The 951-nt window shown below is 30.5% G+C and carries 1 protein-coding gene; it reads right to left on the minus strand.

Annotated features, from left to right (window positions below; translation table 11 throughout):
• Positions 1-202: 202 nt before the first annotated feature.
• A partial coding sequence (locus Q0945_RS15960) for a hypothetical protein (RefSeq protein ID WP_299436655.1) occupies positions 203-951 on the minus strand: 749 nt, incomplete at its 5' end.

Here is a 951-nt window from a genome sequence, read left to right on the forward strand (position 1 = left end):
TAACGGTCTAGCTATGAACAGTACGGGAGCAAACTAGCGTTTGCTTTGCGCCACGCACATAGCGAAATCTTTTGGTTTTGTTTTTTCTTTTTTTTGTATCAAAGCGAAATCCCAAAGATTTCGCGACATCATAAATATACGTAGACCTTAGCGTTTAAGACCTTAGCCCGTATTGTTTATAGGTTTTGTTGTGCGTTCGTTTTTATCCGCCATCATTATGAATTGCTATATTTTTAGGAATATTTTCCAGTCCACAAATCTTGTCTAATCTTTCAAGATTTTTGACGTAAGAAATATTGTCTAAATAATCGCTTTTTCCATTTTTTACAATGTCGTTAATGTCTCTATTATCCTCAATTTCAGCAGCGATTTCATAAAGAAATTTTCTCCACCAACCATAATAAAAATACCTAAGGCTTTGAAGAATAGATTTATTTTCCTCGAAAGTGCTTATAATTAGATAAAATTCTAATAATTTGTAAATGACATTTATCTCTTCCGTCAACTCCTTGTTTTCTTTTTTTTCGCCCTTACCAAAATTATATTCTAGAAATTTACTTTTGTAATTCTTTTTGTTTTCCCATTTCTCTTTTACTACCCATGCTTTTGTCCGTATTTCTTTAAATCTTTCTCCATTAAATTCTTGAAAAAGTTCGATTGTGCCTTTTTGAACATCTCGTTGAATACTTTTTTTTGAATAAATTATTACAACAATTATTGATATGAATCCAGTTAGTGATATTGCGGTGCCAATTATTTTTAATGTTCCATCGAGTCGTTTATCTCTATTCGGTTCACTAAAAATATCATATTCGACGAAGACATCAACAAAGAAATAAATTGCAATTGATAATAGTATTCCAAGTATTATTATCAGAATGAATGGGTAAATTAATTCAATAAAATAGGATTTTAGTCTGTTCACTTCGGTTTTTTTAAATGACGCACAAC

Source organism: uncultured Maribacter sp. (assembly GCF_947500405.1).
Lineage (GTDB): Bacteria > Bacteroidota > Bacteroidia > Flavobacteriales > Flavobacteriaceae > Maribacter_B.